Annotated in this window: 25 protein-coding genes; 12 read left to right on the top strand and 13 right to left on the bottom strand. The window is 69.6% G+C overall.

Going from position 1 to position 23,119, the window contains the following annotated elements:
• Positions 1–159: 159 nt before the first annotated feature.
• Both ACIBQ6_RS34945 and ACIBQ6_RS34940 read right to left on the bottom strand, forming a co-directional pair.
• Positions 160–1,353, bottom strand: coding sequence for a hypothetical protein (locus ACIBQ6_RS34945; protein ID WP_397217153.1), 1,194 nt, complete (start codon positions 1,351–1,353; stop codon positions 160–162).
• 134 nt (positions 1,354–1,487) lie between these two features.
• Complete coding sequence (locus tag ACIBQ6_RS34940) at positions 1,488–2,036, bottom strand: DivIVA domain-containing protein (protein ID WP_397217151.1); 549 nt, start codon at positions 2,034–2,036, stop codon at positions 1,488–1,490.
• On the opposite strand from ACIBQ6_RS34940, the gene ACIBQ6_RS34935 reads away from it, so the two are divergent.
• Positions 2,028–2,234 (top strand): hypothetical protein, encoded by a 207-nt coding sequence (locus ACIBQ6_RS34935; RefSeq protein WP_397217149.1) that lies wholly within the window; start codon positions 2,028–2,030, stop codon positions 2,232–2,234. The two genes, ACIBQ6_RS34940 and ACIBQ6_RS34935, sit on opposite strands and share 9 nt — an antisense overlap.
• Positions 2,235–2,344: 110 nt before the next feature.
• Here the strand turns inward: ACIBQ6_RS34935 and ACIBQ6_RS34930 are convergent, their stop codons facing one another.
• Positions 2,345–2,491, bottom strand: a complete 147-nt coding sequence (locus ACIBQ6_RS34930; protein ID WP_397217147.1) for a hypothetical protein — start codon at positions 2,489–2,491, stop codon at positions 2,345–2,347.
• 399 nt (positions 2,492–2,890) lie between these two features.
• On the opposite strand from ACIBQ6_RS34930, the gene ACIBQ6_RS34925 reads away from it, so the two are divergent.
• From ACIBQ6_RS34925 to ACIBQ6_RS34910, 4 genes are all read left to right on the top strand, one after another.
• Complete coding sequence (locus tag ACIBQ6_RS34925) at positions 2,891–3,925, top strand: cation diffusion facilitator family transporter (RefSeq protein ID WP_397217145.1); 1,035 nt, start codon at positions 2,891–2,893, stop codon at positions 3,923–3,925.
• A gap of 159 nt (positions 3,926–4,084) precedes the next feature.
• On the top strand, positions 4,085–5,035 hold the full coding sequence (locus ACIBQ6_RS34920; RefSeq protein WP_397217143.1) for a hypothetical protein: 951 nt from the start codon (positions 4,085–4,087) through the stop codon (positions 5,033–5,035).
• Positions 5,008–5,619, top strand: a complete 612-nt coding sequence (locus ACIBQ6_RS34915) for a DUF3105 domain-containing protein (protein WP_397217141.1) — start codon at positions 5,008–5,010, stop codon at positions 5,617–5,619. Before ACIBQ6_RS34920 ends, ACIBQ6_RS34915 begins: the two co-directional genes overlap by 28 nt.
• Positions 5,616–6,260, top strand: a complete 645-nt coding sequence (locus ACIBQ6_RS34910) for a DUF305 domain-containing protein (RefSeq protein WP_397217139.1) — start codon at positions 5,616–5,618, stop codon at positions 6,258–6,260. Before ACIBQ6_RS34915 ends, ACIBQ6_RS34910 begins: the two co-directional genes overlap by 4 nt.
• A 164-nt stretch (positions 6,261–6,424) precedes the next feature.
• Here the strand turns inward: ACIBQ6_RS34910 and ACIBQ6_RS34905 are convergent, their stop codons facing one another.
• A complete protein-coding gene (locus ACIBQ6_RS34905) occupies positions 6,425–7,324 on the bottom strand; it encodes a cation diffusion facilitator family transporter (protein ID WP_397217137.1) in 900 nt (299 codons plus the stop codon).
• Positions 7,324–7,707 (bottom strand): ArsR/SmtB family transcription factor, encoded by a 384-nt coding sequence (locus ACIBQ6_RS34900; RefSeq protein WP_397217135.1) that lies wholly within the window; start codon positions 7,705–7,707, stop codon positions 7,324–7,326. The genes ACIBQ6_RS34905 and ACIBQ6_RS34900 overlap by 1 nt, the downstream gene beginning before the upstream one ends.
• A 511-nt stretch (positions 7,708–8,218) precedes the next feature.
• Between ACIBQ6_RS34900 and ACIBQ6_RS34895 the strand changes: the two genes are divergently transcribed.
• Positions 8,219–8,743 carry a hypothetical protein gene (locus ACIBQ6_RS34895; protein WP_397217133.1) on the top strand — a complete coding sequence of 175 codons (525 nt, stop codon included), beginning with the start codon at positions 8,219–8,221 and terminating at the stop codon, positions 8,741–8,743.
• Positions 8,744–9,147: 404 nt separating this feature from the next.
• Here the strand turns inward: ACIBQ6_RS34895 and ACIBQ6_RS34890 are convergent, their stop codons facing one another.
• A complete protein-coding gene (locus ACIBQ6_RS34890) occupies positions 9,148–10,290 on the bottom strand; it encodes a hypothetical protein (protein WP_397217131.1) in 1,143 nt (380 codons plus the stop codon).
• Between the two features lie 500 nt (positions 10,291–10,790).
• Here ACIBQ6_RS34890 and ACIBQ6_RS34885 point away from each other — a divergent pair, with 500 nt between their 5' ends.
• The 6 genes from ACIBQ6_RS34885 (at position 10,791) to ACIBQ6_RS34860 (ending at position 16,571) form a co-directional block, all read left to right on the top strand.
• Positions 10,791–10,976 carry a hypothetical protein gene (locus tag ACIBQ6_RS34885; RefSeq protein ID WP_397217129.1) on the top strand — a complete coding sequence of 62 codons (186 nt, stop codon included), beginning with the start codon at positions 10,791–10,793 and terminating at the stop codon, positions 10,974–10,976.
• Positions 10,977–11,733: 757 nt separating this feature from the next.
• Entirely contained in the window at positions 11,734–12,519 is a 786-nt protein-coding gene (locus ACIBQ6_RS34880) for an urease subunit gamma (RefSeq protein WP_397217127.1), read from the top strand.
• Entirely contained in the window at positions 12,519–14,294 is a 1,776-nt protein-coding gene (locus ACIBQ6_RS34875) for an urease subunit alpha (protein WP_397217125.1), read from the top strand. Before ACIBQ6_RS34880 ends, ACIBQ6_RS34875 begins: the two co-directional genes overlap by 1 nt.
• A 35-nt stretch (positions 14,295–14,329) precedes the next feature.
• A complete protein-coding gene (locus ACIBQ6_RS34870; protein WP_397217123.1) occupies positions 14,330–15,004 on the top strand; it encodes an urease accessory protein UreF in 675 nt (224 codons plus the stop codon).
• 41 nt (positions 15,005–15,045) lie between these two features.
• Positions 15,046–15,723 (top strand): urease accessory protein UreG, encoded by a 678-nt coding sequence (gene ureG, locus ACIBQ6_RS34865; RefSeq protein ID WP_397161572.1) that lies wholly within the window; start codon positions 15,046–15,048, stop codon positions 15,721–15,723.
• Positions 15,720–16,571, top strand: coding sequence for an urease accessory protein UreD (locus tag ACIBQ6_RS34860; protein ID WP_397217121.1), 852 nt, complete (start codon positions 15,720–15,722; stop codon positions 16,569–16,571). The genes ureG and ACIBQ6_RS34860 overlap by 4 nt, the downstream gene beginning before the upstream one ends.
• Positions 16,572–16,923: 352 nt before the next feature.
• On the opposite strand, the gene ACIBQ6_RS34855 is transcribed toward ACIBQ6_RS34860, so the two are convergent.
• Genes ACIBQ6_RS34855 through ACIBQ6_RS34825 form a run of 7 tightly spaced genes read right to left on the bottom strand, consistent with a single transcriptional unit; the run spans position 16,924 to position 23,118 of the window.
• The gene (locus ACIBQ6_RS34855; RefSeq protein WP_397217119.1) at positions 16,924–18,081 is read right to left on the bottom strand and encodes a hypothetical protein; all 1,158 of its coding nucleotides are present in this window, start codon (positions 18,079–18,081) and stop codon (positions 16,924–16,926) included.
• Between the two features lie 22 nt (positions 18,082–18,103).
• On the bottom strand, positions 18,104–18,559 hold the full coding sequence (locus ACIBQ6_RS34850) for an NUDIX domain-containing protein (RefSeq protein ID WP_358302871.1): 456 nt from the start codon (positions 18,557–18,559) through the stop codon (positions 18,104–18,106).
• Positions 18,560–18,570: 11 nt separating this feature from the next.
• Positions 18,571–19,188 carry a hypothetical protein gene (locus tag ACIBQ6_RS34845; protein WP_397217117.1) on the bottom strand — a complete coding sequence of 206 codons (618 nt, stop codon included), beginning with the start codon at positions 19,186–19,188 and terminating at the stop codon, positions 18,571–18,573.
• Positions 19,185–20,504 (bottom strand): condensation domain-containing protein, encoded by a 1,320-nt coding sequence (locus tag ACIBQ6_RS34840; RefSeq protein WP_397217115.1) that lies wholly within the window; start codon positions 20,502–20,504, stop codon positions 19,185–19,187. Before ACIBQ6_RS34840 ends, ACIBQ6_RS34845 begins: the two co-directional genes overlap by 4 nt.
• Entirely contained in the window at positions 20,494–21,537 is a 1,044-nt protein-coding gene (locus ACIBQ6_RS34835) for a glycosyltransferase family 4 protein (RefSeq protein ID WP_397217113.1), read from the bottom strand. Before ACIBQ6_RS34835 ends, ACIBQ6_RS34840 begins: the two co-directional genes overlap by 11 nt.
• A 17-nt stretch (positions 21,538–21,554) precedes the next feature.
• Positions 21,555–22,346: an ABC-2 family transporter protein gene (locus tag ACIBQ6_RS34830; protein ID WP_358302859.1), complete on the bottom strand. Its 792-nt coding sequence runs from the start codon at positions 22,344–22,346 to the stop codon at positions 21,555–21,557.
• 13 nt (positions 22,347–22,359) lie between these two features.
• Positions 22,360–23,118, bottom strand: a complete 759-nt coding sequence (locus ACIBQ6_RS34825) for an ABC-2 family transporter protein (protein ID WP_358302857.1) — start codon at positions 23,116–23,118, stop codon at positions 22,360–22,362.
• Position 23,119 lies beyond the last annotated feature (1 nt).

Here is a 23,119-nt window from a genome sequence, read left to right as displayed (position 1 = left end):
AACTCCGGCGTAAGACCCGGCTAAGCCCTTGATCCCGGAACCGGGCCCGCTCCTCATGACGGCCTTATCGATCCAGGTCGGGACGGGGGTGAGTCGCCGATATCGCTTTCTACATGTTGTCGAACCTGACCGGCCGGACTGGTGGGCCGAGGCGTCGTCTCAGGGGCGTGGGGTGGGGAGCGCGTCGCTGAGTGAGGTGAGCAGGAGGTGGCGCTGCAGCAGGGTGAGGTCACCGACACTGGTGCCGGGATCGATCTTGGCCTGGCGCAGGGTCCGCGTGATCTGGTCGGGGGTGCGCTCGGGCAGGGCGCGCAGGAGGGCGGTGGCGTCGGCGGCTATGGTGGTGGCGTCCCTGCGCGCCAGGAGTTGTTCGAGGGTGAGCCGCCTGGCGGTGACGGCGGCGCGTAGCTGGGCCTCGGACATCTGCCGAGGCAACGGATCGAGGGGCGGTGCGGCATCGGCCGTTCGAGGGTTCGGCGCGGTGGCGAGGCCCCGGGCGGCGGCGACCGGCGCGGAGGATGCCGGCGGACCGTCGGCGAGCAGGGTCTGGGTGGTGACCAGCAGGCCGCCGATGGCGGCCACGGCGGTGGCGGCGAGGACGAGGTGGCGGCGGGTGAGGCGGCGGCTGTCGCGGGCGATGGCGAGTCCGATGAGACCGGTACGCAGCAGGACGCCGGTCACCATGCCGAGCAGCACCGGCACGCTCTGGGCGGGCAGCGGCGCCACCGTCGCCAGGACGACGCCGGCCGCGGGAGCCAGACAGGACAGGGTGAGCCAGGGGACGGCCGGTCTGCGCGCCAGGTCGAGCATGGCGGTCAGGGCCAGCCCTTCACTGGCCGAGTGGATCACCAGGGCGGCCACCACGACGGCGGACGCGGCCAGGGCCAGGGTCGCCCCCTCGATCATGCGGTGCAGCGACAGGGCGGCCGCGGTGCCCACACCGCCGTAGACGGCGGCGCTGACCGCCTGCTGGACCCGGCGGTGCAGGCCGGGCGCGTGCCGCCCGCCGCCGGCCTTGTCACCGTGACTGTGCCCGCAGCCCTTACGGGTGAAGAAGGTGATGACCAGGAAGCCGAACGCGCCGGCCACACCCACGACCCACAGCGGCACGCCGGTGGCGTCGGCTTCGTGCCAGGCGTCGGGCAGCAGGTCGACCAGGGCGGTGATGAGCATCAGCGCCGAGGCGATGGCCAGCCAGACGCTGATCGTGGCGTTCCTGCGGCGGGCCAGGGAGGCGCCGACCAGCGTGGACAGTGCCACCAGCACGACGGCGGCCCAGGTCGTCCAGGCGGTCAGGGCAGTATCGGGGGCGGAGGCTTCCACGTTCAGGGCGGACAGGGTGTGCAGGGGCACTGATGGCGGCGTCGATCCCCCGAGCGGCACGAGCATGACACGGCCTTTCCGGCGAGGGTGCGGGGTTGGTGGGCGGTCGTCGCGTCGGGACACCGCGACGACGGACGGCACGAGCCGACGAGCCAGGCCGTCCGTCAGTGACCGGCGGCCGGGTCGCGGGTGAAGGGGGGCGAATGTACGGTGATCGGCCGCTGCGAGGCCGCGTCGTGGGCGCCGTGGGCGGGCGTGGGGCCGTGGGCGTCCAGGTCGGCCAGGGCGGCGCGCAGGTGGCCGAGTTGGGTGTGCAGGTTGTGCTGCAGGTTCCGGCCCTGGTCGGTGATGGCGCGTTCGAGCCGGTCGAGCTGTTCGTCAAGGGCCTGGTGGGCGGCCCGGGTCAGCGCGTCGGCGGCCGACGCGGCCTCGCGCCGCAGTCGTTCGGCGTCGGTACGGGCGTCGGCGAGGATCTGATGGGCTTCCTGCTGGGCGGATTCAAGGGTTTCCTGGGCGCTGCGGTGTGCCGCCGCGAGCACGCCGGCGTCGGTGGGCAAGTTCGCGGGAGGGGCGGCGCCGAGGCGTTCGCGAAGCTGGGTGTTGTCCTGCCAGAGCAGGCTGAGCGTGGTCTCCACCTGGGCGAGGAAGGCGTCCACCTCGGCCAGGTCGTAGCCGGAGCGCAGGCGGACGACCGTGAAGACCTGATGGCGCACCGCGGAGGCGGTCAGCAGGGCGAGCCGGCCGGGCGTCCCCGCCTGGAGCGGCGGTGCGGTGGCGCCGTCGAGGGCGGCGTGGCTGTGGGGGAGGTGGAGGCCACGGGCGTGGTCATGGTCGCGGTCATGGTCGTGGTCTTCGTGCTCGGCGTGCATGAGGAACTGGTCCAGCCTTTCACCGTCGTCTCGATGTCGTGACTCGGCGGGGCGCGGGGCGCTCCGGCGTCGCTCCATGGGCGAGCCGGAGCGGGATCGGCCGCGCGGGCGAGGTGACGGCCCGACCGCCGAGGGGCGGGCCGCCGTGGCGGCTAGGACGCGGTCGTGCCGTGGTCGTCGTGGCAGTGACCGGCGTCGCAGCCCTGGTCCGGCACGGTCGTCGCGGTGTGATCGTCGGCGCAGTCGTTCTCACTGCCGGGGAGGCAGGGAGCCGTGGGGTGGTCGTGGGGGTCGGTCATCGGTGTTCCTTTCACTCGGTGGGTGCGTGTGGCTGCACCGGTGCAGGGGAACCTGTAGAGCGCGACCAGGTCGTGGGAGTCCTGACCGGCGAACTTCTACGTTGTGTAGTTGACGCATTACCGAAAGTTTAAACATCTGATCAGATGTTCATGAGTAAAGCCTCGATCTCCACCAAGGTCCTTGACCTCTGGGGCTACAGCGCTCAGCATCTGTACATATGAACATCCAGTCAGATGTTGCGGACTGCGAGCCCCCGCTGCATCTGGCCATCGCCCACGTCGCCCACCCTCCGAGGAGCTCCAGGCATGTCTGAGCAGCAGGGTCACGACCACCGTCACGACGACGGCCCCCGCGGACACGGTCATGGACACGGACACGGACACGGACATGGACACGGGGTGAGCGCGGACGCCGACCGGCGTCACCTGCGCGGCGCGCTCGCGCTGATCACCGGCTTCATGGCCGTCGAGGTGGTGATCGGCGTGATCGCGGGTTCGCTGGCCTTGATCTCCGACGCCGGGCACATGCTCACCGACGCCATGGCGATCGTGCTGGCGCTGGTCGCGATGCGGATCGCGGCCCGGCCGCCGCGCGGCGGCTTCACCTATGGCCTCAAGCGCGCCGAGATCGTCTCCGCCCAGGTCAACGGCATCACCCTGCTGCTGCTCGCGGCGTACTTCACCTTCGAGGGCGTGCGCCGCCTGGTCGAGCCGCCCGCGGTCGAGGGCCTGTACGTGATGGCGACCGGGCTGGCCGGCATCGTCGTGAACGTGGCCGCCGCCTGGCTGCTGTCGAAGGCCAACCGTTCGAGCCTCAACGTCGAGGGCGCCTTCCAGCACATACTCAACGACCTGTACGCCTTCATCGGCACCACCATCGCCGGCCTGGTCGTCTGGCTGACCGGCTGGAACCGTGCCGACGCCATCGCCGCCCTCGTGGTCGCCGCCCTGATGCTGAAGGCCGGCTGGGGCCTGGTCCGCGACGCCGGACGGGTGTTCATGGAGGCCGCTCCTGCCCGGCTGGACCCGGCCGAGGTGGGCCGCCAGATCGCCGCGATCGACACCGTGGTCGAGGTGCATGACCTGCACATCTGGGAGGTCACCTCCGGCTATCCCGCGCTGTCGGCGCACGTGCTGGTCGTTCCGGGCGCCGACTGCCACGCGGCCCGCCTGGCCGTCGAACGGCTGCTGCGCGAACGCCACGACATCGGGCACACCACGCTGCAGGTCGACCACGTCACGCCCGGCGGCCACGCCTTCGACGAGAACGGCGCCCCGCGACGCCTGACACCGCACTGCCCCGACCCGCACGGCCCCACCCATCACTCACCACGGCCCGACGACGCCGCGGTCGCGGCGACCGCCTCCGCCGCTGCCGACCACACGGCCGCGAACTGGGCCGTCACCTGCCACGACGGCGACCACGTCACATGATCTGAAGGCACAGACTCGGCCCCGGCGCGGCCCGCGGCCGAGTCGCCTCGGAAGAGCCCGCCGGCAAGGCGTCCGCCCGGCGTGACACCGTGCCGGTTCGCCCTCTCGTCAGGAGGACCTGGTGAATCCCCCGTTCGTACGCCCGCGCTGGCCGCCGCGATGGATCTGGCACTCGCCGGACCGCCTGCCGCCCTGGCGTCACCGTCGACGGCCGACTCGCGAAGCCTCGCCTCGACCGGCCGGATCCTGCTGCGCGGCGGACGCCTGCTGCACGGCACCGTGCTGCAGTCCTTCGCCTTCGACGAACGCGACAGGCACCTGTACGCCCTCCAGCTCATGCAAGACGGCGTCCGCCTGGACGGAGAACGCCACGCTCGTACCCAGGCCGAACGCGCTCGGCGCGGCGACCTGTGCCTCAACCGCCTGTCCCTGGACGGCACCCTCACCGGAGCGATGTACCTGCTGGGTTTCGGACACGGCGGCGCCCTGGGCGTGCAGCGGACCGCGGGCCGCGACCCCGTGCTGTGGACCGAGTGGGACGCCGGCCCGGCCTCCGGCTACGGCCGCGGCATCCGCCGTTTCCCCTTCATCGACGGCGCCGTCCTGACCTCGGGCAGCCGGTGCCTGACCACCTGGCGGCCGCTGCCCGGCTCGACGAGCAACGCCCCGGCCCTCGATCCCGACTCCGGCCTGTTGCTGCTGCGCTACAAGATGGCCGGCGAGCCGCGCCTCCGGCTCGTGGACCTGCGTTGCACGGCCCCCGGCGGCCTGCGCCCGCTCGCCGACCTGCCGCAGCCCGGCGCCGCCCTCGGACTGCCGTTCCAGGGCATGGCGCTGCACGCCGACCACGCCCACCAACTGCTCGGCAGCGCTTACGGCCCAGCCAACCCCGTCTCCTCGCCGGGGAACATCCGCCTCTACCGCATCCACCTGCCCAGCGGAAAGGTGGAGCAGCAGATCCTGGACCGCACGGCCCGCGCGCCCCCCCGGATGAGTGAGACGGGATCCGCTTACGGGATCCATATTCTACGTGCTGTAGAAGTTCTACGAACTGTAGAAGCACGTGAGTTCGGAGGTAGCGGATGGGCAAGAACGCCGAGGGCACGCTGAAGGAGCGGCTCTCCGCGCTGCAGGCCGAGCAGCGGCGCGCGGAGCGCCGGCGACGGGTCGTCATGATCAGCGCCACGGTGATCACGGCCGCCGGGATGGCCGCGGCGGCCACGGCGTTCGTCCTGGACGACCGGGCCGGACGGTCGCTGGACGCGGTCCAGACGACCAACGTGAGCAGCCGCAACCACACCGACAAGGTCGTCAGCTACCCGCAGGCCCCGCCGGTCGGCGGCGACCACGCGCCGGAGTGGCAGAACTGCGGCATCTACAGCAAGCCCCTGCGCAACGAGAACGTCGTCCACAGCCAGGAGCACGGAGCCGTCTGGATCGCCTTCCAGCCGGGGCTGCCGAAGGACCAACTGGACATCCTCTACCAGCAGGCCCAGGGACGCGACTTCGTCGTCCTGTCGCCGTACACGGGGTTGTCCGCGCCGGTCGTGCTCAGCGCCTGGGGCAAGCAGCTCAAGCTGGACAGCGCCGACGACCCGCGGCTGACGGCGTTCCTGCGCGCCAACATCAACGGCCCCGGGACGCCCGAGCCGGGCGCGTCCTGCAGCGGCGGGATCGGGGAGCCGTCGGCATGAGGCTCCCGGCGTTCCCGCGGCGGCGCGGGGTCCTGGTGGCGGTGACCGCCGTACTGACGCTCGCGCTGTCCGCCCTCGGCCTCCGCCTCTGGTACGCGGGCCCGCCCGGGGACGCGTCGCTGGAGGCCGGCTTCGCCCGTGACATGCAGGCCCACCACGCGCAGGCCGTACAGATGGCACTGATCATCCGCGACCGCACCACCGACCGCGAGGTCAGGACGCTCGCCTACGACATCGCGATCACCCAGCAGCAGCAGATCGGGCAGATGTACGCCTGGCTGGACCTGTGGGGCCTGCCCCAGGCGTCGCTGGAACCCCGCATGGCCTGGATGCGTCAGGGCCACCAGAACATGCCCGGCATGGGACCGCAGTCCGCCCAGATGCCCGGCATGGCCACCCGCGACCAGCTCAAGCAGCTGGAACAGGCGAGCGGCAAGGCGGCGGAGACCCTCTTCCTGCGCCTGATGATCCCGCATCACCAGGGCGGCGTGCAGATGGCTCAGGCGGCGCAGGGGAGCGGCCAGCCGCAGGTGAGGCGCATGGCGAGGTCGATACTCGCCGCCCAGAAGGCGGAGATCGAGCTGATGCGCGACATGCTCGCCGCCCGCGGCGCGACCGGAACGTCGCCCCAGACCGGCTGAAGCATGCCGACGAACCTGCCCCGGGCCCCGGACGGACGAGAACGCCCGATCCGGCCCCTCGTGACCGTTCCCTGGCAGGCGTCGTCGGCCTACAGGCGCGATCCCTTCCTCGACAACGTCAAGTTCCTGGTGATCGCGCCCGTGCCGAGCTCCGAGGTGGCTGGCTACCAGCCGACCTCGTCGCAGCCGGTGTGGCCGTCCGGCTCCACCTGCAGGGTCGCGTGCGCGACGCCATGACGGGTGCGCAACAGGTCACGGGCCTGATCGAGGACGGAGTGATTGTCACTCTGGTCGCCCGTGACGAGGTGGGCGGTGGCGACGTTCATGCCGGAGGTCAGCGTCCACAGGTGCAGGTCGTGCACGTCGCGCACGCCCTCGATGGCGGCCAGGTCGGCCGCCACGACGGAGGCGTCCATGCCCTCGGGCACGTGCTGGCCGAGCACCGCGAACACCTGCCGGCCGAGCGAGATCGCACGCACGGCGACGAACACGCCGATGGCCAGCGCGATGACCGTGTCCCAGAACACCTGACCGGTCGCCGTGATCAGCCACCCCGCCGCGATGACGCCGACCGAGCCCGCCGTGTCGGCCACCACCTCCAGGTACGCGCCCTTGACGTTGAGGCTCTCACTGGCGCCGGACCGCAGCAGGAACAGGGCGATCAGGTTGACCACCAGCCCGAACGCGCCCACCACGAGCATCGGCCCTGAGGACACCTCGGCCGGGCCGCCGATCCTGCCGATGGCCTCGGCGACCACATAGACGGCGACGCCCAGCATGAGGACCACGGCCAGCAGCGACGCGAACACCTCGGCCCGGTAGGAGCCGTAGCTGCGCCGGCCGGTGGTGTCGGGGCGAGCGGCGATCCTGGTGGCGACCAGCGCCGCGCCGAGCGTGACGACGTCGGCGGCCATGTGCCCGGCGTCCGACATCAGGGCCAGCGACCCGGAGATCAGCCCGTAGGCCAGCTCGACCAGGAAGAATCCACCGATCAGGACGAAAGAGACCGCCAGCCGCCAGCGGTTCCGGGCCCCGGCGTGCCCGTGCCCGTGACCCACGCCCATCAGCGCTCGCCCTCCCGCTCCGGGTGGATGGCCTCGGTGTGCTCGGTGTGGGCCAGCGCCAGGTCCAGCAGCATTCGGACGTGCGGATCTTCCAGCCGGTAGTACGCCATCCGCCCCGAACGGCGGGCGGCCACGATGCGATGGGCACGCAGCAGGCGCAGCGCGTGGGAGACCGCCGACTCGCTCTGCCCGGTTACCGCCGCCAGGTCGCACACGCACAGCTCGCCGTCCAGCAGCGCGACCAGCAGCTTCAGCCGGTTGGGGTCAGACAGCAGGCCGAAGATGTCCGCCGTGTCGGCCAGGTCCTCGGCGGCGGGCATGCGCTCGCACACCGCGGACACCCGGTCGGCATCCACCACCTTGACGGCACAACCGTCCACCATCAACACATTCTCAGCTGAAGAACTGTTCATATGTGTATTCTGTCTCCTATGCGGCGAATGTCAACAACGCGTGAGCGGGGCAACAGCCGCATCCAGGGCAGCCCGTCGTTCAGCGCGGACAGGCCAGCTGGGCAGCAATTCGCCGAGCGGCTTCACCACTCACAATCGCCGGCCCGCTCGACGTCCCCAGCCTGGCCTGGACGAAGTCGGACAGGACCACATCGACGGTTGCGTCCGCGGGAGTGGTGTACGAGCCGGCCCTGTTGACAGCATCACCCCGGTCGGCTGAGCCCGGCCCTCCGACAGGGAAGGAGTGGCGGTTGGTGGCCGTCCGGTCGGGATGGTCCGCGGCCGGAGTGCAGCCGGTGCCGGTGCTGTCTGCAGATCAAGAACATCTGCGGGAGTCGTCCTGGACCGAGTGCGGCGGCTCGGCCACCATCAGAACATGACCGGAAGCGGATCAGCGGGGGCGGGCGGCGGGGGAGCGGGCTCGCGCCTGAACTGGACGGCAGTGAGCGCTCTGGCGGGTTCGATCGCAGCCGTGGTCGCGCTCTTCGCTTACCTGATGCCGCCCAAGGCCCCGTCCGGCACAGTGGATTCCAGTCCGTCCCCGACTTCATCCCCACCGGGTCAGGTCGTCACCCCGCACTCGCCATCGCCGGTGGACTCATCGCCTGAGTCCAGCACGTCCCAAACGCCGAGTCACACGCAAGCCGTCCAGGATCCCCCTCCGGCGCCGCTGAAGGTCCGGTCCGTCGGCTGCGAGGAGACGGCGGCGGCCCTGACCGCCTACCGCAGGGATGCCGGAACCAGCCGCAGCGGTCAGGCGGCCGCAGCTCAGCAGACGTACAGCGACTTGATGGGCGCAGCGCTCAACGCGCAGGGCGCGGTGGGGGCGAAGATCAGGCGGCTGGCCGCGGAGTTCCAGGAACTGAGCTTCCGCCTGACGGGCATGACCGGCGGTGACCCCAATCAGGTGATCGCGGACATCAATACGGACGTCGCGGAGTTCAACAGGTTGTGCGCCTCCGGTTGATCGCACGACAGGGGCCGCTCTACCGCAAAGGCACACAGACATGGAGGTTCAGCCCTCAAGAGCGACCGTTGGCACCTTGACGGAGGGCTCGGTCGCTTCCTGCAGGTCTGCAGGCATCGCTTGAGACCCACCGAGAGACCCAAGGCGGGGTTACGCGCGTATTCAGCGTGATCAATGGCTGCCGTTAGCCGGTAGCGGGCTGCCGGACGCTCTCGCATCACACGAGGCTTCTCACTGCAGCGAATCGGCTGCACGCGCAGGCAACCTTCTCCGTCGTACGGATGGAAAGGTCATTTTTCTTGATTTCGAGACGTTCGCCTTCGGCCCCCCGCAAGCGGGATCTCAGCACGGCGGTCGGAGGGTCCCCCGTGAAGGGTCGCAGGCCACCACCAGCGGAAGAGTGGTCAGTGAATGGCAGTGAGGTCGACGACCACGAATTTGTCGCCGCGGATGAAGAGGGCGATGTTGCTGCCGGCCGGGGCGCGGTAGCGGGTTCGGGTGTCGATGCCGCGGATCTCGGCGGACACGCCTGACCGCACGTCGTGGACGATCGCACGATCGGGCAGTTGGGCGGACAGGAACCGGTCCTGCTGGAGAGGCTGTGGCGCGACTCCCGTCACGTCCATCTCGTGCCGTGCTCGCCCGTCCCGGCCTTGGACCTGCGCCGCCGCGGATCGGCCGGGGTGTGTGACGCAGAGGGTGATGCCGCAGGCCACAGGGCTGCCTGGCTGCAAGGCGGTCCGGGCGCGCTTCTCGCCGGTCTCGATGTTCATGACGGACTGGAAGGGGGCTTCGTCGCCGCCGAACGTTCCAGGTGATCCGACCCAGGGCCAGTTCAGGATGTGCTGTCCCTGCGTGCCGTCTACGCGCTGAGGTTGCCCGCCGTTGACGTCGACGGTGAAGACGCCCTCGTTCCCGGCTGACCAGGCGAGGCGGTCAGGGGTGATGGCGATCCCGGTGACGAAGCCGGCCGATGAGGCGGGCGGCAGGGGAGCGGAGGTGACGAGCTGCGGCTTGCCGCCGGTCGTCGGGACGGTCCAGATGTCGGCGGTTCGCTTGTCGGCGGTGCCGCGTGCGGTCCACCAGGCGACCCGGCCTTGGCCTGCGGTGAAGCCGTCGGGGAAGAGGGTGGTGCCGGCGGGGAGGGTGATGTCGGCGAGTTTGGCCACCTCGCCGCTGTTCACGTCGTAGGTGTAGAGGCCGTTCGCCTTCTCGAAGCCGGCTTCGGCAGTCAGGAGAATCTTGGTGGTGTCCACCATCAGTCGCGGCCGGACTTTTCTCCCGTCGGATAATTTGGCCGGCACTTCGTGCACTGCTGCGGGCCACAGTTTCTCGATGGGCTCGGGTGCCGAGGCTCGTGCTGAGCTGACGGATGCGGTTCCGCTGCCGCCTGGGAAGGTTTCCGGCTTGGACAGAACCTGGGTTGTGACTGTGACGATTGCCGCAACGGCTACACCGCTCGCGACCGCTGCGGTAAGCGTGGTGCGGCCGGAACGCTTGGAACGACGGTTGGGTTGAACCTGCGCGTAGTCCGATGTATCGGCCATTTGGCGTCCTTGATGAGCGGCTGAGTTTACGAGGCGGGTGCAGACAGGATCGCTGCATGATGATTCGTACAAGAGTGCACGATCAGGGGCCCGGTCGAGAGGACGTGGGCAAATCCTCAGATGCTGGCGGGGGTCCATGCTTAGGCGAGTATTTGGGCGGACGCTTGGGTCGATAACGGCAAGGCGATGAGAAGCTCGCGAGGAGGGGGCCGCTGGGGGACGCTACCAGCGCTACCTGCATTTCCGCTAATGAGCAGAATGGCGTGGTGCGCTCACTCAGTTGCCGGAGTCCACCCGTCGAGCAGGAGTTGCGAGAGCGGTACGATCGCGATTCAAGTCGACGTGCAAGTGGAAGTAGCGCATGTTCAACGTGTACCTCCGCCTTGTCGCCGATGACGCTGACCCCGAATCGGTGACCCGGGCGCTCGGTGACGGCGGGGGGCGACCGGGGCGCGCACCCGTTGCGCGACCTTGCCCGCGGCCAGGGCTGGGAGACGACGTTGATCGTGGTGCAGGAGTTCCGCGACGCTGAGGAGCCCCGGGAGAAGGGCACCTCGATGACGCGGACACAATCCGCCGGCTGGCGGCGGCGCGGGCCGGCGTTGAAGTCGATCAATACCTCATGCTTCCGCCAGAGCGAGCTTGATCGCCACGCGGACATCGCTGCCGAGTGGCGGACGTGGTGAAGCCCTGAGCCAAGGTCACGGAACGCGTGACCACGACCCGGCGACATCGGCGCCCGGCAGAGCCGCGTCGGCGGCGGTCGGCACGCTGGTCGCGCGGGTTCGGGGATGGTGCGGCGGGTCGTGTGGCGGGTCGTGTGGCGGCGCAGGTAGAGGCGGTTGGCGTCGGCGGGGTATGTCTCGTCCGCTCGGCTTGTGCTCCTGATGACCTCACTCCTGGCCGGCGGGAAAATAGAAATCGACATCGCTGATACTTCGAGCCCGCGCATGGGCTGGCTGTCCCGCGCGAACTGACCGGCAGCCGGTGGCATTGTCGGTCCTGCCAAGCCCGATGCGACGGCATCGCTTTCCTTTCGCCGTCCGTGCCGGTCTCGTCGATCACTGCGTCGGCTCCACCCTGACGGTGGCGCTCGCTCGGGCGGGCTCGTGTTCGGTCGCGGTGCGAACGCGGTGTGGTGGCCGGGACGGAACTGGTCATGTCGGTCAGCAGGGCGAGGCGCCGGTGTGGCTTCGGCGCGAGGCACCCTTCCCCTCCAGGCCATATCGCGCAGAGTGTCGAATTGGTTACGCTCGGCACGCAACCGGGCGGTGACCATAGAACCCCTTCACGGCGCCTGTTTCGGGCGCATACGCGAAAGGGGCAACCACTCGGCGCAAGAGCGGACAGCGATATGGGCCCAGCATCGGCCATACCGGTCGATCCGCACCGTCGGCCCCGAAGGCAAGGGCCTGGGGGCAGAAGTGAAACCGAGGTGAGAGGGTGCACCTGACCCTGCATGAACAAGAACGGCTGATGATCCACGTGGCCGCGGACGTGGCCCACAAGCGCAGAGGGCGAGTGAAGCTCAACTACCCGGAGGCGGTTGCCATCCTGACCTCCTGGGTCCTCGAAGAGGCGCGCGCCGGCAGAACCGTCGCGGACCTCATGGCCAAGCAGCAGCCGCCGGTGCTCATGCCGCACGAAGTCATGCCAGGCGTCGCCGAGATGATCGCCGACCTCCAGATCGAGGCCACCTTCCCAGACGGCACCAAAATGGTCACCCTCCGCGAGCCGATCCCGTTGGCGACCACTCTGCCGTGCCCATCCGACCCGGACCCGTCGCCGTGCGGGGCTCTGCCGCAGCCGTGCCCACCCGACCCCGAGCCCCCGCCGTGCCCACCCGACCCCGAGCCCCCGCCGTGCCCACCCGACCCCGGGCCGTCGGCCCGCGTGGCCGGGCCAGGCAGGCAGGGCCCTCCCGGCGCGATCGACTTCTCCTCCCAGGGATGTGTGAGCTTCAACGACGGCCGCCCGATCACGACCGTACGGGTCACCAACACCGACGACCGTCACATCCAGGTCGGCTCCCACTACCACTTCTACGAGGTCAACTCCCGCCTCGACATCCACCCCGACCGTGACGCCGCCTACGGCAAACGGCTGAACATCCCCGCCGGCGGCTCGGTGCGCTTCGCCCCCAACATGCCCCAGGACGTGGAGCTGGTGCCCATCGAGGGCCGGCGCCATGTCGCGGGCCTGAACGGCAAGGTCGGAGGCAACCTCTGATGTCCGAGCCCCTCACGCGCGAACAGTACGCCGACCGGTTCGGCCCGACGACGGGGGATTGTGTCCGCCTGGCCGACACCGATCTGTGGATCGAGATCACCGAGGACTGGGCCGGCGGTCCTGGCCGCAGCGGCAACGAGATCCTCTTCGGCGGTGGCAAGGTGGTCCGGGAGTCGATGGGGCAGTCACTCGCGCCACGCGACAGCGCGACCCCCGGTGCCCCGAAACCGCCCGACACCGTCATTACCGGTGCTCTCATCCTGGACCACTGGGGCGTGATCAAGGCCGACGTCGCCATTCGCGACGGCCGCATCGCCGCGCTGGGCAAGGCCTACAACGACGAGACCATGGATCGGCTGCACGACGGGCATCCCGTCGCGAGCGACTTCCTGGTCGGCCCCGAGACCGAGGTCATCTCGGGCAACGGCAAGATCCTCACTGCGGGCGGCGTTGACACCCACGTGCACTTCATCTGCCCGGAGCAGATCCGGGAGGCGCTCGCCTCCGGCGTCACCACGCTGATCGGCGGCGGGACCGGCCCCGCCGACGGCACGACCGCCACCACCGTCACGCCCGGCGCCTGGCACCTCGACCGGATGTTCAAGGCGCTGGACGCCTTCCCGGTCAACATCGGGCTGCTCGGCAAGGGCAGCACGATGTCCACCGAGTCCCTTCACAACCAGGTCAAGGCCGGCATCCTCGGCTTCAAGATCCACGAAGACTGGGGTGCCACCCCGGCGGTCCTGCGACGCTGCCTGGAGGTGTGCCGGGCGACCGGCGTACAGCTGGCCCTGCACGCCGACACCCTGAACGAGGCAGGCACCGTAGAGGACACCATCGCGGCCATCGGCGATCAACCGCTCCACGTCTTCCACATCGAGGGCGCCGGCGGCGGCCACGCCCCCGACATGATCAGAATGGCGGGACTGCCCAACGTGCTGCCCGCCTCCACGAACCCCACCCGCCCCTACACGCACAACACGGTCCCCGAGCACCTGGACATGGTGCTGATCGCCCACCACCTCAACCCGCAGGTGCCCGAGGACCGGGCCTTCGCCGAGTCGCGCATCCGGCCCGCCACGATGGCCGCCGAAGACCTCCTGCACGACCTGGGCGCCATTTCGATCATGTCGTCCGACGCCCAGGCGATGGGACGCATCGGAGAGATGATCACGAGAACCTGGCAGACCGCGCACGTGATGAAGCAGCGGCGCGGACCGCTGGACGGCGACCGGGGCGGCGCCGACGAGACCGACAACCACCGCGCCCGCCGCTACGTCGCCAAATACACCATCAACCCGGCCGTCGCGCACGGCATCGACCACGAGATCGGCTCGGTCGAGGTGGGCAAGCTGGCCGACCTGGTGCTGTGGGAGCCGAAGTTCTTCGGCGTCAAGCCGCACCGGGTGATCAAGGGCGGCCAGATCGCGTACGCACAGGTCGGCGACGCCAACGGCGCCATCACCACCCCACAGCCGATCCTGCCCCGCCCGATGTGGGGCGCGACGGGCCGAGCCCCCGGCGCCAACTCCGTCAACTTCGTCAGCGAACAGGCGATCGCGGCCGGCCTGCCCGGCCGGGTCGAGGTGGACAAGTCGTTCACGCCCATCCGCAACACCCGCGGGGTGTTCAAGCAGGACATGCGCCGAAACGACGCCACCCCCGTCATCGACGTCGACCCCAACGGCTATGAGGTACGGATCGACGGCCGGCGCATCGACTACCACGAGCCCCCCACCGAACTGCCGATGGCGCAGCTCTACTTCCTGTTCTGACCCGTCATCTCACTCAAGGAAGGTGAGTCACGCCGATGAGCCGTGCCACGCTGCTCGTCCTGGCCGACGGCCGGTTCCCGGCCGGCGGGCACGCTCATTCCGGCGGCGCCGAGGCGGCCGTCGCCGCCGGACGCGTGCGTGACGCGGCCGACCTGGAGACGTTCTGCCGAGGCAGGCTGCACACCAGCGGGCTGACCGCGGCCGGGCTCGCGGCCGCGGCCGCCGCCGGGTTGGACCCGCTGCTGCTGGAGGAGGCCGCCGACGCCCGCACGCCTTCTCCGGCCCTGCGGCAGGTAGCGCGCACGCTCGGACGGCAACTGCTGCGCGCCGCCCGAGCCGTCTGGCCCTGCGCCGAGCTCGACGCCCTGGCCGCTGCCCGTCCGCGCGGCGCCCATCAGCCCGTGGTGCTCGGAGTGGCCGCCCGCGCCGCAGGGCTGAGCCCGTACGACGCCGCCTGCGCGGCGGCCTATGAGAGCGTCAGCGGCCCGGCCGCCGCGACCGTCCGCCTGCTGAGCCTGGACCCCTTCGACGCCACGGCTGTCCTGGCCCGGCTCGCCGCCGACCTCGACCACGTCGCGCGGCGGGCCGCCGAGGCGGCGGGCCGCGTCCACGCCGACGGTGTCGCGGCGCTGCCGGCCGCCTCGGCGCCGCTGCTCGACATCACCGCCGAACAGCACGTGACCCGCTCGGCCCGCCTGTTCGCCTCCTGACCTACCTGTACGAACGCCTGTCGTCCGACCACGGGAGCGCCATGCACCTCCACCATGACCACGACGTCTCCGCAGGCCAGGGCCATGACCCCGGCGGCCGCCACGGCGCGCTGCGCATCGGCCTGGGCGGCCCGGTGGGCTCCGGCAAGACCGCGACCGTCGCCGCCCTGTGCCGCGCACTGCGCCAGGAACTGTCCATCGCTGTCGTCACCAACGACATCTACACCCGCGAGGACGCCGAGTTCCTGCTGCGTGAGGCCGTACTGCCCGCCGAGCGCATCAAGGCGGTCCAGACCGGCGCCTGCCCGCACACCGCCATCCGTGACGACATCTCTGCCAACCTCCAAGCCGTCGAGGACCTCGAAGAACTGCTCGGCCCGCTCGACCTGATCCTCATCGAGTCGGGCGGCGACAACCTCACCGCGACCTTCTCCAAGGGCCTGGTCGACGCGCAGATCTTCGTCATCGACGTCGCCGGCGGTGACGACATCCCCCGCAAGGGCGGGCCCGGCCTGACCACCTCCGACCTGCTCGTCATCAACAAGACCGACCTCGCACCGTACGTCGGCGCCGACCTGGAGGCCATGGCACGCGACGCCAGGACGCAGCGCGGCGAGCTGCCTGTGGCCTTCACCGCCCTGAAGACCGAAGACGGCGTCCGGCCCGTGGTGGACTGGGTCCTGCATCGCCTGGCGGCCCGCGTCCCGGGCCCCGCATGACCCTCGCGTCCCACGCCGCGCCGGGCGCTCCGGGCGTGCGAGGTGTGGCGGGCGTGCCGGGCGTGCGAGGTGTGGCGGCCGTGCCGGCTGTGCCGGGCGTGCGCGCCACCGCCCGCGTCACGGCGACCCGCGCCGGGAAGGGCACCGTACTGTCCGCCCTGGCCGGTGACGGCCCGTTCCACCTGCGCCGCCTTCACTCGCACGGTGACCAGGCACGGGTGTGCGTGCTCGGCGCCATGAACGCCCCTCTCGGCGGCGACCGGCTGCGCGTCGAGGGTACCGCCGAACCCGGCGCCCACCTTCACGTCACCACCGCCTCAGCCGCGATCGCCCTGCGCGGCCCCACCCCCGAGCCCGCCACCTACGACGTGCACCTGAGCGTGGCCGACGGTGCCAGCCTGCACTGGCTGCCCCAGCCGCTGATCTCCGCCGCCGGCAGCAACCTGCTCCAGACCTGCACCATCGACCTGGCCGCCACCGCGCGCCTCGTCCTGCGCGAGGAACAGGTCCTCGGGCGCTTCGGCGAGCCTCCGGGCCGGCTGGCCATCCGCCTCATCGTCCACCGCGATGGACACCTCCTGCTGGACCAGCAGACCGCCTACGGCCCGGGCGCCCCCGGCTGGGACGGTCCGGCGGTCCTGGCCAGTCACCGCGCCGCCGGCCAGATCCTCATCGTCGACCCCGACCTGGAACGCCGACCGCCCCAGGTCCGGCTGTTCGGCGACGACCCCGCAGCGGGTCAAGCCGTACTGACCCCGCTGGCCGGCCCCGCCGGCCTGATCACCGCCCTGGCCCCGGACAGCCTGCACCTGCGCCGCCTCCTGGACGCGGCCCACCCCACCGAGTGACCACCCCACGATCTCGCCGCCGCCTTCCCCCGAGCGACCGCGATCCACGACAGCCCTACAGCGCCGAAGCCCCTGACCATTGTTTCCACTGGTCAAGAACGCTTCGCTGCTGGTCGATCTGGCGCCTCCAGCCTGGCCCGAAACCGGTCGCCGCGTACGCGGTGCTGGACGCCGGTGGTGCCCTCGGTGCAGGTGGAGGCCGCTGTCTTCTCGTCGAGCTTTGTGGCGGTACACCCGGTCGTCGTGGTGGCCGAGGAAGACATGGGGGTGCTGATCAGGAAAGCGGTCACCACGATGAGGCTGGATGTGACGGTCGCTATTCTGCGCATTCTCTTCTCCTGGATGATGATTCTTATAAGACTCTCCCGGCCCCCCGCCAGGTCAGCGAATGCCAGGAGCAGATGGAGGCGGCTACGTCTGCCAGAGAATGGCGGTGGCCGATGAGGTGTGATTCCGCATCAGCCGCACCGTTGACGCAGATCAGGGGCACGTGTTCGCGGGTGTGCCTTCCATGGCCGATGGCGGGGTCGTTGCCGTGGTCGGCAGTGAGGACCAGGTGGTCACCTGGGCGAAGGGTGGCGAGGATCGGCCCTAGGTAGTGGTCAACCGTGCGTAGGACCTCGCCTGCGAGGTCCGGATCCTGGCCGTGGCCTGCGAGGTCGAGTTGGAAGATGTTGCAGATGAGTAAGCCGTTGACTCGTTCTCGTGCTACGTCCGCCAGTTGCTCCAGCGCCGTCGATGTGTCGGTTGCCCGGATGACGGTGGCCCCCGGGGCCGCGATCAGGTCAGCCGCCTTGCCGAGGAGCACCACCTCGTGGCCTGACCGCACCATCTCGGTAGCCAGGGTCGCCTCGGCGAGGTTCCCGGTGAGGTGCGTCGAGCGGTAATGCTCGTTGTGGATGCCGAGGGCTGAGATGCTCGTGCCGACCAGGACGAGGCCATCTTCGGCTTGCCGCACATCGATGGACGCCCGGATGGCCTCGCCGGTCAGCGGTCGGCCGGACATCACGATCACGCGCGGGTTGCTGACCGCCGAGCGGACCATGCGGCCGACCGTGAGGAGCCTGCCGGGGCTGGTCTCGCCGGCCGCGGCCAGGACGTTGACGTTGCTGCCGGGGTTGCTCTCGACGTTGTCGAAGATGTGGATCGACCGGTCCACGATCAGGTAGCCGTCCCGCACCTCGACTTCGTGGTGCGGCGCGCACGCTGCCACGATGGCCGGCATCTGTGCGGCGACTGTGGCAGGGCGGGCGTTCGGGTGGCAGCCGAGCAGTTCCAGGTGCCCGAGTGCGGTGTCGGCGCCTGGGTAGTGCGGGGTGATCCAGCCGGTTGACAGCGGTAGGCCGCGATACTCCGTCGGGCCGTAGCCCAGCTTGGGTAAGCCGAGCGCGTCCAGTGTGTCGACCCGGGGGCCGGTTTCACGCAGTACGCTCCGCAGGGTGTTCGCGTCGGGATCCAGGGACCAGCCGTCAGCGCTGTCCACGGTTCCGACGCCGAGGCCGTCGACCACCAGCAGGATGGTCTGTGGCGCCTCAGCGGAACACATTGCGGCGGCCCTCCCGCAGGTCGTCGACCACGTCCTGGTGCTGTGAATTGAACATCGGGGGCAATTCTCCGAGCGGCACCCAGCGGACTTCCAGGCTCTCGATGTTGTCCGCCTGGGCGACGCCGCCGGCCGGGCTCGCGACGAAGGCGGCGGTCACGACCTGGGCCCGATCCCCGCTGGGGTACTCGTCGAAGTATTTGGAGTAGACGCCGAGCAATTCGCCGATCTCGATGTCGATCCCGGTCTCCTCTTTGGTCTCCCGTGCTGCGGTCTCCATGAGGGACTCCCCCAGGTCCATGAATCCGCCGGGCAAGCCCCATCGCCCGTCCGGCCGCTTCTGCAGCAGCAGTCGCCCTTCGTCGAGAACGCAGGCGACCGCACAGGTGAGGATGACCGGGTCGGTCCCCACTCGCGCGCGCAGCCATGTGAGGTAACTGTCCATTTGAACGCCTTTCAGAAGGTCGACATCCGGCGCGCCAGTCGTTCTGGCCCGTTCATGGCAAGGAAGAGCCGATGTATCCCCGGCGCCAGGAACTCCTCCCACGACCGTCCCTTGGCCACCTCGCGCAGGATGTCGGTGGTGTGGGTGACGAATGGGGGACGCACCTCGTGTACGGGCCGCGCCAGCAGTTCTCCGAAGGTGGCGTTCCTGGCCTGGTCGAAGTCGCCGCAGGCCGGAGTCGGCGCCGGAAAGACCAGGTCGTACTCATCGGCGGGGAACGCGCAGTTGAAGGCAGCATGGTGCAGTTCGGGGCGAGGGATCACCCGCGTCCGCACCCGGTCGGCGAGCGAACTCGCGCGGATGGCCGCCTGCCAGATGCTCGCGCGTTCCTCGGCGGAGAAGGGATTGCGGGCCGGCGCCCAGTTCTTCGTGCACATCTGGTAGAACTCCTCATGCGTCGCCCACTTCTCCGCGTGCGACAGATGGAGCTCGGCATGCACCGGACTCTCGAGGTGTTCGAGGATCCCCACCGTCACCGCCGGCCACCGTTGGAGAATCGTCTCCAGCGTCGCGAGGTGCGCCCGGGTGAGCAGGGTGTACCGGCCGAAGGTCACGGCGCGGCTGGTCAAGACTCGCTCCCTGCGAGGGTTCTGGCCAGTTCAGCGCAGGTGGCGTCGGGGGAGCGCGCGAGTAGCCCGACGGCGGCGACGAAGGCGCTGAGAAAGGCGTGCGCCTCGGCCTCTGGCCACACCTCAGCCTCCCACTGCATGTACACGTGTGGGATGGGCGCGTTGCCGTTGGCCCATAAGCCCACGCCCGGACGCAGTGCGGGCGTGCAGGCCTCGTCGACGCGGGCCAGCTCTGCCCCGTTGAGCGGCAGTGGATCCTCCTCCCACCAGTCCGAGTCGAAGTAGAGCCACGGGCGCCGGCCCGCGACCTTGTCTCGCTCCGGCTGGAGGTGCTGGACCAGCAATGGCAGCGGGATGAGGTGGTCAAGCGTGTCGAAGACCGTTTGCTGGGTGGCTCGCAGCAGGCCCTCGGCACTCGCCGCGGGGTCGATCCGGCTGCGGAAGACCGCGAGGTTGGAGAACCAGCCAACCGCCCTGCCCCGATCGTCGGACGGGAGGGAGACGGGACCCACGACTCCGACCACTGACTGCCGGCCGACAGCGAAGACAGCGAGCTTGAGGCAGGCAAGCATCCCGGTGTGAAGGCTGACACCGTTCCTGGCACACAGGGCGCGCAGCTCCCCAACGCCGGGCAGGTCCATCCGCGCGCCGGCGAGCTCGGCGGGTATGGACGATGGCTCCGCCATGCCGGCCAGTCGGACCTCGGGGATCGCCTCCAACGGATCCAGGCGGGTGCGCCAGAACGCGAGGTGAGCCTCCAGCAGAGGTCCATCCAAGGCGGCCCGCTCCTGCTCCGCCCAGGTGGCGAAGCCAGGCACGAGATCATGGAAGGGTTCGTCGCCCGCCAGGCGGGCGTTGTAGGCGGTGGCGAGGTCGGCCAAGACCCGGTCGAAGGACTGCCCGTCGCAGATGAGGTGCTCCACCGTGACGATCAGCCGCCATGCGCCGGGCGTCCGCCGTACGAGGGTGACTCTGAGCTTGTAGTCGTGCTCCAGGTCGAAGAGCGCGTTGGTGGCCTGCCTGGTGAGGTCTTCGAGGCAACCGGACTCGGCGATCAGCAGGAGGTCCGCGCGGGGCTCGACGGGCAGGAGCAGCCCGTACGGTTCAGCTCCGTAGGAGGCCGTGCGAAAGGCCGTCCGCAAGGCTTCATGCCGGGCGATGACATCGCGGATCGCCTGCCGCATGGCGGTTTCGGACAGTTCGCCCTCGCCGTCGAAGACGGCGGAGATGTGGTGCGGTTCCCTGGAGGAGAACATCGCATCCCGTTTCAGCCGCCGGACCTGGTTGTAGGAGAGCGGTACGCGCTCAGCTCCCATGCGAGGACTCCAGTCGTCGGTAAAGCTGTTCGTGTCGATCGACCATCAGTGACAGGGAGAACCTGGACTCCGCATCGCGGCGGCAGTCCAGGGCCGAGATCTCATCGGCCCGGTCGATGAAGACGGCCATTTGCGCCGGATCGTCGGCCAGGTATCCGTTGACGCCGTGCTTGACGATCTCGGCGGTCGCGCCGCGTCTGAGCGCGACCACGGGAGTGCCGCAGGCGAGGGATTCGATCGCGGTGAGCCCGAAAGGCTCTTCCCAGTTGGTGGGCACAATGGTGCACGCGGCGTGCTTGTAGAGTTCGACCTTCTCCGCGAAGCCGACCTCGCCCACAAGTTCGACGTCGGGCCCGAGCAGGGGCGTGACGACGTCTTCGAAGTAGGCGCGCTCTGCCTCCGATTCGACGGCCTTCGTGGCGACCACCAGCTTCCGGCCCGCCTTGCGTGTCGCCTCGATCGCGAGGTGGAGTCCCTTGGCGGCGTCCATCCGGCCGATGTAGAACGTGTAGTCGTCCTTCTCCTCGGAGAAGGAGAAGCGATCCAGCGGGAGTCCGTGATGGATCATGTCGGCGTACCGCAGCTCGGGGCTCACAAGCTGCTGCGCCCGGCTGATGGCCACGAGGTTGATTCGCCGGTGGATGGCAGTGTAGATCGGGCGATACCACCGCGAGGCGGGTGGCCCGTGCACGGTGTGGACCACTGGGCGGATCGTGTTGGCGTAGGCGCCGATCGCAGGGCCGAGGGGATCGCTGTGGTCGTGGACGACGTCGAACTCCTCGATGTCCTGGTACGCCGTCAGGACGTGCATGAGCTCGAAGAGGCCGTTCTGCGCCGCGTTGTCCCATCCGGGCGCCCGGTCGTGGTAACTGCGCAGCTTCGCTGTAGTGATCGAGTCACCGGAGGCGTAGAGGGTCACGTCGTGCCCCCTCGCCACCAGTTCCTCCACGAGCAGGCTCACCAGCGATTCGACCGCGCCGTAGGCGACAGGCGGGGTTCTGAGCCAGACGGGTGAGATCATCGCGATCTTCATGAGGTCCTTTCCACGGGTCATCCACCGTTGCTGCGGTAGCGCCTGAGCTGCAGATTCCAGAATCTGATCGCCGCGCAGAACAGCGCGGCCCCGACTGCGGGCGCGAGGTGGCCGAGCCAGGAGGGGATGGGCAGTGCGTTCGGCTTGTCGAGCAGCACGACGCCAGGCACGAAGGAGATGAAGGCGATCGGGACGGCGCTCATGAAAAGGATCTTGCCGAAGGCGTCGAAGTGGCTTACGGGATAGCCGCCGACCGTTGTGATCATCTGGTCGAGGCTGGTCCGCAGTTGCCGGGAGTTGACCTCGGAGAAGGCCAGGGACGCCAGCACGATCTGGATGGAGGATTCCACCAGCGCGCCTCCCACGACGGCGGCGATCAGGAAGAGCAGCGACCCCGCCGACCAGTCAATCTTCGTCTGCCCGCTCGCCCAGGCGAGTACGGCGACGCCGAGCCCGAGCTCGGCCAGGGAATCGATGCTCACCTGGGAGGTCGCCACCTGGACCAGCGGGCTGGCGGGTCGCCGCAGGTAGCTGTCGAAGCTGCCACTGCGCACCAGTTGCTCCAGGTTGGAGACGGCTCCGAGGAAAGGGATCCACAGGCCGTGCGCGGCCAGCCGCAGCCCGAACAGGAAGGACAGCTCCTCGAACCTCCATCCCTCGACCACGTTGAGCCGGGCGCCGAGTATCCAGATCAGCGCGAAGGAAGCAGCGTTGTAGAGCACACCCGAGACAAGGGCCAGGAGGAAATTCCCCCGATACTGCATGCCGCTGCGCAGGGCGGCACCCGCCAGCGTCCACCAGATGTTCAACGACCGTCGCATCTCAGCCGCCCTGGCTCACGACTCTGTGCTGGGCCCTGCGCCAGACGACTGCGATGGCCGCGGCCAGGACAGCACACCAAATGGCCTGTACGCCGATCGCGCGTACGGCCGGCCAGCCGTCGAGCATTCCCGCATAGACCGCGGCTGGGGTGTAACCGACGGCTCCGAACGGGAGTAGTTCGACGACCTCCCGCAGACCCGCCGGAAACAGTGGCAGTGGGATGAACGTCCCGGCAAGCAGGGCGTTCACCAGGCTGAAGGTCCAGACGACGCCGCTCGTCTGGTGCAGCCAGAAGCCGGCGACGCCGAGCAGCCCGTACATGCCCACGCTTACCGCGTAGGACAGGAGTGCGCCTGCCGCGAAGAGGACGCCGGCTGTCGGAGAGGCGGGAGCCCGCAGGCCGGCCAGGAGGACCGTGAGCGGGATCATCCCGATCAGGGCAGTGGCCCGCGCCGCCGTGGAGCCCATCTGGTGGCTGAGGACCTGCGCGGGGAAGCCCACCGGCCGCATGAGCTCTGTCGTGATCGTCCCCTCCCGGATGCGGTCGGTGATGTACCAGGGGATCGTCGACTGATTGAGCCACATGAGCATGTTGACGACGCAGAGGTAGGTGAATATCCGGCTGTCGTCGACGGCTCCGGACCAGATCTCGATCAGCACGTAGATCTGCAGCAGCGGCAGGAGGGAGCGGGCCCAGATGTCGAGCCGGTGCTGAGAATGGGATCGCGCCCAGGCGCCGGCGAGCGTCCATGTCTTCATC

Origin of the sequence: Nonomuraea sp. NPDC049655 (genome assembly GCF_044465465.1) — a bacterium.
Taxonomy (GTDB): Bacteria; Actinomycetota; Actinomycetes; order Streptosporangiales; family Streptosporangiaceae; genus Nonomuraea.
Note: the sequence above shows the minus strand (reverse complement) of the source record. Positions and strands in the feature narration are given on the sequence as shown.